The organism is uncultured Halopseudomonas sp. (assembly GCF_963977355.1).
Classification (GTDB): Bacteria; Pseudomonadota; Gammaproteobacteria; order Pseudomonadales; family Pseudomonadaceae; genus Halopseudomonas.
Genome location: NZ_CAXBOV010000048.1, coordinates 1 through 7107, shown reverse-complemented (window position 1 = coordinate 7107; position 7107 = coordinate 1). Strand labels below are relative to the sequence as shown.

Annotated in this window: 7 protein-coding genes; 6 read left to right on the top strand and 1 reads right to left on the bottom strand. The window is 54.0% G+C overall.

Annotated elements, in window-relative coordinates:
* The first annotated feature begins 415 nt into the window (after window positions 1-415).
* The 6 genes from AAC076_RS17055 (at window position 416) to AAC076_RS17030 (ending at window position 6557) form a co-directional block, all read left to right on the top strand.
* Window positions 416-1306, top strand: coding sequence for a LysR family transcriptional regulator (locus tag AAC076_RS17055; protein WP_291947603.1), 891 nt, complete (start codon window positions 416-418; stop codon window positions 1304-1306).
* Window positions 1307-1425: 119 nt separating this feature from the next.
* A complete protein-coding gene (locus AAC076_RS17050; RefSeq protein WP_291947605.1) occupies window positions 1426-2655 on the top strand; it encodes a CaiB/BaiF CoA-transferase family protein in 1230 nt (409 codons plus the stop codon).
* Complete coding sequence (locus AAC076_RS17045) at window positions 2655-3614, top strand: hydroxymethylglutaryl-CoA lyase (RefSeq protein WP_339807305.1); 960 nt, start codon at window positions 2655-2657, stop codon at window positions 3612-3614. Before AAC076_RS17050 ends, AAC076_RS17045 begins: the two co-directional genes overlap by 1 nt.
* Window positions 3615-3648: 34 nt before the next feature.
* Window positions 3649-4641, top strand: a complete 993-nt coding sequence (dctP, locus tag AAC076_RS17040) for a TRAP transporter substrate-binding protein DctP (protein WP_339848011.1) — start codon at window positions 3649-3651, stop codon at window positions 4639-4641.
* Between the two features lie 81 nt (window positions 4642-4722).
* Window positions 4723-5286 carry a TRAP transporter small permease gene (locus AAC076_RS17035; protein ID WP_339807303.1) on the top strand — a complete coding sequence of 188 codons (564 nt, stop codon included), beginning with the start codon at window positions 4723-4725 and terminating at the stop codon, window positions 5284-5286.
* Entirely contained in the window at window positions 5286-6557 is a 1272-nt protein-coding gene (locus AAC076_RS17030) for a TRAP transporter large permease (RefSeq protein ID WP_339807302.1), read from the top strand. Before AAC076_RS17035 ends, AAC076_RS17030 begins: the two co-directional genes overlap by 1 nt.
* A gap of 99 nt (window positions 6558-6656) precedes the next feature.
* On the opposite strand, the gene AAC076_RS17025 is transcribed toward AAC076_RS17030, so the two are convergent.
* The coding region (locus AAC076_RS17025) for a pseudouridine synthase (RefSeq protein ID WP_339848009.1) at window positions 6657-7107 on the bottom strand (451 nt) is incomplete at its 5' end.

Genomic DNA, 7107 nt, shown 5'->3' with positions numbered 1-7107 from the left:
GGCAGCAGTCGATTTGAAAGTGCTGATTGAACAAGTGCGAGAGCAGGTGCAGAACATAGAGTGATGCCTAAAACTGTCCATAAACATCCACAAATATCTGGTTTTTTGATATAAAAAATATAGGTTATCCATGGATGTCTATGAAGATCTGGTGTAATTCAGCGGAAGTTGGGGAGTATAAAGGGTGGTAGTTCGACTTACTTGAATTCTCCTTTGGCGTGCTTAGGGGTGAGGCGATGGGAAGCAATACAGCCAAGCGGCGTGAGCTGACTCTCGGCAAGTCCAGTCAGTTTCCCTTAACTGAAGCCCGTGAGCAGGCAGTGCAGGCTCAGAAGAGCATCCGTAGCGGCATCGACCCGATTGAAGGGCGCAAATACATAGAATCGGTGGGATTGCAGATACCTGGAGCGCTTGAATGCATTTGGACCCCACCTCTTTACGCCTGTTTGTGCGTGTTTTGGAAACGGGCACCATAGCCGCCGTTGCCGAGCAGGAACACATCGCGGCCTCAGCGATTAGCAAGCGCATCAGCGAACTCGAAACCTGCCTGAATGCTCAGTTGCTGGTACGCACCAATCGTGGCGTTGGAGGCACCCAAGCTGGCAAGGCGCTAGCCCAGCTATCAAGGGGTGTGCTGCATCAACTTGAAGAAGTGCATGCGCGCATGAACGAATACTCTCAGGGCATGCGGGGCGAAGTGCGTATCGTGGCCAATATTTCAGCCATCATCCAGTTTCTGCCCGCGCAGATGAAGGCATTTCTGGATCAACATCCTTTTATCCAGATTCAATTGGAAGAACGCATTAGCTCGGAAATTATTGAAACCGTAGCACAGAACCAGGCAGACATCGGCATTTTTACCGAAGTACTTGGCAACACGGAAAACCTGACCATTCACCCCTACCAGTCCGATCGACTGGCTCTGATTACTGCCAACCAACATCCGCTTAGCCAGGCCCAGAGCGTGAACTTTATAGATACCCTGCAGTACAACTACGTTGGCCTTCACACCGGCAGCGCCATTAACAACAAGTTGTTGCAGGCGGCCGCCGCTGCAGAAAAAACCTTCCGCATGCGCATTCAGGTAACCAGCTACGAAGCGCTGCTGCGCATGGTCGAACAGGATCTGGGCATCGGCATTATGCCGCAAGACATTGCGCGACCGTACGTAAACACCCACCGCATCAAGGTCATACCCCTCACCGACAACTGGGCAAGCCGCAACCTGAAACTTTGTACCAGCAATCAACACCCGCTGTCGCAGGCAACGTTACGCCTGCTTGAACATCTGACACCAAGCAACTGACTCCAGTCATCGCAATTGGAGATGGCAGCCTCACATTTAACCATTTTGGCATTTTTTCATTCCGGCTCATTATTTTCGAAAATAATGTGATAGCCATGCCATTTTAAGGTGAGTTGAAAATGACCAAGGAATCTTCCTGCCCTGGGAATCCGGAAAAAAAGCCGTTGCCCCTGGAAGGCGTTCGCGTCCTCGAATTGGGATCACTGATTGCCGGTCCCTACGCAGCCAGCATCCTTGCCCAGTTCGGTGCCGACGTAATTAAGGTTGAACCACCGGGCACCGGCGACCCACTGCGGCGCTGGCGCAAAATGCACAATGATACCTCGCTATGGTGGTATTCACAGAGCCGCAACAAAAAATCCCTGACACTGAATCTGAAAGATCCTGACGCTCAAGCCATCATTCATAAGCTGGTGGAAGAGAGCGACATCGTTATCGAAAACTTTCGCCCCGGGACTTTGGAAAAGTGGAATCTGGGCTGGGAGCAACTGTCAGCTATTAATCCCGCCCTGATCATGATCCGGGTATCTGGCTATGGCCAGGATGGGCCGTATGCCTCACGCCCGGGCTTTGCTGCTATTGCCGAATCAATTGGCGGTTTGCGTTATCTTGCAGGTTACCCGGATCGGCCACCGGTACGAGCCGGCATTAGCATTGGCGATACCTTGGCCTCCCTGTACGGTGTGATCGGCGCGATGATGGCGATGCATCACCTAAAGGTAAATGGTGGCAAGGGCCAATACGTTGACGTTGCGCTTTACGAGGCCGTGTTCGGCGTTATGGAAAGTATGATCCCGGAATACGGTATGTTCGGATTTGTGCGCGAGCGCACTGGCGCCAGCATGCCTGGCATTGCACCATCCAGTACCTACCTCAGCGGCGACGACCGTTATATTGTCATCGCCGCCAACAGCGACAGTATTTTCAAACGATTGATGAGCGCGATTGACCGCCAGGATCTGGCGGATGACCCCGAGCTTGCGCACAACGATGGCCGCGCTAAACGCAGCGATGAACTGGACGAGGCCATTGAAGCCTGGACCTCACGCCGCACTCTGGCTGACGCCTTGGGCGTGCTGGAACAAGCTTCGGTTCCCGCCAGTGGGATCAATACCGCGGCCGAGATTTTTGAAGACCCCCATTTCCGCGCCCGTGAAATGATTACCGAACAACCACTACCCGGTGGCGGTGAGATTTCATTGCCGGGAATTGTGCCAAAGCTAAGCGCCACTCCGGGCACTACTCGCTGGCTGGGCCCTGGCCTTGGCGAACATAACGGCGAAATTCTGGCGAGCTTGGGCTACTCCGCGGCGGACATTCAGGCGTTAAAAGACAAGGAAGTGATCTGATGTTTACCGAACTTCCAAAAAGCATACTGATTAACGAAGTGGTCACCCGCGACGGCTTTCAAAGCGAACCGGATTTTGTCCCAACGGCCACCAAAATTGAGCTGATCAATGCCCTGGCTGGCCTTGGCCTGAATAAAATCGAGGTGACTTCTTTTGTTTCGCCGCGCGCCGTACCCAACCTGAGCGACGCCGCCGACGTGATTCGCGCCATCACACGCGACACGCCGACACGCTATGTGGCGTTGGTGCCCAACGAAAAAGGCTGTACCCGCGCACTGGAACTCGGCGTAGATGAAATCAACCTGGTAATGTCGGTCAGCGAAAGCCATAACCTGGCGAATATGCGCATGACCTGCGATCAGTCGCTGCAGCAATTTGAGCAAATTGCCGGGATGACGGCGGGAACGCCTATGCGCCTGAATGGCTCTTTGGCCACCAGCTTTGGTTGCCCATTTGAGGGCCCGCAAACACAGGAGCGGGTACTGCGCTTTGTTGACGCTTACCTGGAATGTGGTCTTCACAGCCTGACTCTGGCTGATACCACCGGCATGGCGGTACCCAACCAGGTACAGTCACTGTGCCAGGCCGTGCGCGAACGCTGGCCAGAGCTGGAGCTGACACTGCACTTCCATAATACCCGCGGCCTCGGACTGGCAAATGTGCTGGCGGCCTTGGCCGCAGGGGTTCATCAGTTTGATGCATCTCTGGGCGGTCTGGGCGGCTGCCCCTTTGCCCCCGGTGCTACTGGCAATATTTGCACCGAAGATCTGGTTCATATGCTGAATGAAATGGGCCTGGAGACAGGCGTAGACCTCGACGGCTTGTTGCTGCAATCGCAGCGCCTGGCCGGGATTGTTAATCACGACCTGCCCGGACAGGTTCGCAAAGCCGGACAGCGCAGCCAGACTCGGCCGCTCCCGCAATCAGTAAAGCAGTTGATGCAAAACGGCCGCAGCTGATCAGGCCATCCCCAAAGAAAACTAAAAACAAGGAATGATCATGAAATTAAAACACCTTCTCTATTCCGGCATGCTGATGTCTACCCTTGGCGCCATGCCCGCGCTCGCTCAAACCACCTTAAAGGTGACGTTGCAGCTGCCGCTCAAGCACCACTTGGGGCAGAACCTGGTCGATTTCAAAAATGAAGTCGAAAGCACCAGCAACGGCGACATCAAAATTCAGATATTCCCGTCTGCACAACTGTATAAAGATAAAGAAGTCCACAACGCCGTAAGCTCTGGCGCCATAGAAATGGGCGTAATGAGCCTTACCCAGTTGGCTGGCACCATTCCAGCGGTTGACGTGTTTTACGTACCGTTTATGTTTCCGAACAACGACAAAGTTGTAAAAGCCACCGAGCCCGGCAGCCCCGTGCGCACGCTGCTTGACGACGAAATCATCAAAACGGGTGCCCGCCCTTTGTGGTGGCAGGCGTACGGTGGTGTCGCCCTGCTGTCCAAGAAAAAACCCATTCAGCAGCCGGAAGACATGGAAGGCATGAAAGTGCGCGTGTTCGGTAAAACCCTTGGTGAGTTCGCCAAATCTGTGGGTGCTTCTCCGACCGTAATGGCAGGGTCTGAACAGTTTCTGGCGTACCAACGCGGAACCGTTGATGCCGGCATGACCGGCGTGACCGCAGTTGGCCCTCGCAAGCTTTATCAGGTAATGAACCACCTGACTCTGACAAACCACGCCAACATCGAGTTCATGACCATCATCAACGAAGAAGTCTGGCAGGATCTTACCGATGGCGAACGGACCATTTTGCACAACGCAGCGGTAAAGGTGGAAAAGCAGTTGCGCGACAAGATTCAGACGCTTGAAGCCGATGCCATCGCAAGCGCCAAGAACGAAATGAACGTGATTGAACTCAGCCCAGCGGATATCGCCAAATGGCAGGAGGCAACCCGCCCTGTGCTTGATGGCTTTATCGAAAACGCAGGCCCCCTCGGACAGCAAGTGATTGACGCCGCACGCGCGCTCTGATTCTAGCCATACCCTCCCGTAAACGGACGCCTGTTTAGCAGGCGTCCGTTACTGTTCAATATTTTGTTGTCGGGATTATTCATGTCAGATGTCAACGCTTCATTAAAAAATCCGCAGGCCTGGCGCGCCAGCCATCCTTCATTCTGGGTGCGCACAAACCACGCCGTGGTTACCCTTTGCGGGCGACTTGCTGCCGCCTTGTTTGTGGTTATTGCAGCCATGATCACCTATGAGGTGATTGCCCGTTACCTATTCCTGTCCCCCACCATTTGGGCAGGAGACCTGGCATTGCTGTGTCAGATTTGGGCATCTTGCCTAGGCGTCAGTTGGCTGCTACAGCATCAGGCCCTGATTCGGATCGATATGCTCATCGGCCGCTTTGGCCCACGCTTACGTATTATCGCAGAGTTGTGGTCGCTGCTCGTTATTGCGTTGTTTTCAGCCTGGGTTACCTGGTACGGAGCGCAAATCGTGATTGACGCCATTGCCATAAATTCTGCATCCGCCTCCATGCTGGGCTTGCCGATGTGGATCACCCAAAGCGCTATTCCGCTTGGTTTTGGCCTGCTGTTTATTCAGTGCCTGACCGAGGCCGCGCTTGTGCTGACGGGTCACCTGCAGCCGGCCGAAGAGGTCCACGTCTGATGTCCGTTGCGCTGATTATATTTGCCCTGCTAATGCTGTTGCTATCAGGCATACCTGTGGGTTTTGTACTGGGTGGGCTTGGCCTTGCCATGCTATTGCTGGCTGACATGTCGCCCCTGATGGTACCTATGGCGCTGTATTCTTCGTTCGACAGCTTTATTTTGCTGTCTGTTCCGCTGTTTTTGCTGATGTCTAACATCCTATTGCAAGGCGGCGTTGGTAAAGATCTGTTCAATGCGGTGCAAACCTGGGTTGGCCATTGGCCCGGTGGTCTGGGCATCGCAACCATTGCCTCGTGCACGATTTTCTCGGCTATTTCAGGATCGTCTGTGGCAACCGCGGCGACCATTGGCAGCGTTGCCATCAAAGAGATGACGGATCGCGGTTACCATCGGCCTTTTGTATTGGGCCTGATTGCCGCCGGTGGCACGCTTGGTATTCTGATTCCGCCGTCGATTCCGATGATTGTCTATGGCGTTATTACCGAAGAATCCATAGTGGATATGTTTCTGGCTGGAGTTGGACCGGGCTTGATCATGGCTGGTAGCTTTATTGTATTCAGCTTTGTGTACGCAACGTTTGGTAAGGCCTGCAAGCCGGTGCCAAAGGCGTCCAGAAGCGAGCGCCGCGTTGCAAGCCTGCGCGCACTGCCCATCATTATGCTGGCGGTAATTATTATTGGCGGTATCTACGCCGGTGTGTTCACACCGACAGAATCCGCAGCCATCGGCGTGACACTATCACTGATCATCGTGTTGGCACTGAAAACGTTCAGCTGGGATAGTTTCAAAGTGGCCTGTATTGCCACCATGAAAACCACAATAACGATCTTCATAATCATGGCCGGCGCCAAAGTGTTTGGCAAAGCCATCACCCTGTATCAGATTCCGCAAGACATCTCGATGTTCGTCAGCATGCACATTGGCAGTGCCGGTCTATTCATACTGGCTGTGTGCTTGGTATTGCTGGTAATGGGCTTCTTCCTGGAGTCTATATCTATGCTGCTGATCATGATGCCGGTGCTTTATCCGTCGCTGGCGCCTCTGGGCATTGACCCCATATGGTTCGGCATCATTTTCGTGATCATGATCGAGTGCGCCCTGATTACACCGCCCGTAGGGCTTAACCTGTTCGTGATACAGGCCGTTGCCGGGGGCAAAGTGATGGACGTTGTGCGCGGCGTGTGGCCGTTTATCTTGCTGATGTTTGTCTGCCTGTTGATCGTTTATTTCTTTCCCATTGTTGCGCTGTATTTACCCTTCTATCTGTAACAAAAACAGCCGGGGCTTGCTCTGATATTACAATTTTGACGCCAGCTTATTTGACCAGGCGTTACTGCGCAGAACGTCGAATGATCCTGCATCAGGTGATCAGGCTGGCTCCAGCCTGTTCAGCGGCTCCGGCAATTCCAGTTTCACCCGCTGGCGGCTCAGTGGGCAGTCAAACTCGAGGCTGACGGCCAGCAGTTGCAAGGTGGCCTTGGTAGGTTTGCCGTACAGACGGTCGCCGACAATGGGGTGGCCTATGCTCTCCAAGTGCTTGCGAATCTGGTGTTTGCGACCAGTTTCTATGGCTACTTGCAGGAGGCTGGTCTGACTGGTTTCATCGGTGCTCAGGGTGGTGGCCCGGCTGATGGCGGCTTTGCCGTCAACCGGCGTGTCTATGAGCTGGTCCCGGGTATGGATGATGCCTGTTACCCTGGCAAGGTAATGCTTGGTCATGGTGCGCCCGGAAAAACATTGGGAGAGGGCGCCAGCGGCTTTTGAATCGTGGGCGATGAGCATTAGCCCGGCGGCATCGGCATCGAGCCGGTGGATAAGG

Coding starts and splice junctions, on each gene's coding strand:
- AAC076_RS17055 (WP_291947603.1), top strand. CDS start 416: ATGCATTTGGACCCCACCTCTTTACGCCTGTTTGTGCGTGTTTTGGAA.
- AAC076_RS17050 (WP_291947605.1), top strand. CDS start 1,426: ATGACCAAGGAATCTTCCTGCCCTGGGAATCCGGAAAAAAAGCCGTTG.
- AAC076_RS17045 (WP_339807305.1), top strand. CDS start 2,655: ATGTTTACCGAACTTCCAAAAAGCATACTGATTAACGAAGTGGTCACC.
- dctP (WP_339848011.1), top strand. CDS start 3,649: ATGATCATGAAATTAAAACACCTTCTCTATTCCGGCATGCTGATGTCT.
- AAC076_RS17035 (WP_339807303.1), top strand. CDS start 4,723: ATGTCAGATGTCAACGCTTCATTAAAAAATCCGCAGGCCTGGCGCGCC.
- AAC076_RS17030 (WP_339807302.1), top strand. CDS start 5,286: ATGTCCGTTGCGCTGATTATATTTGCCCTGCTAATGCTGTTGCTATCA.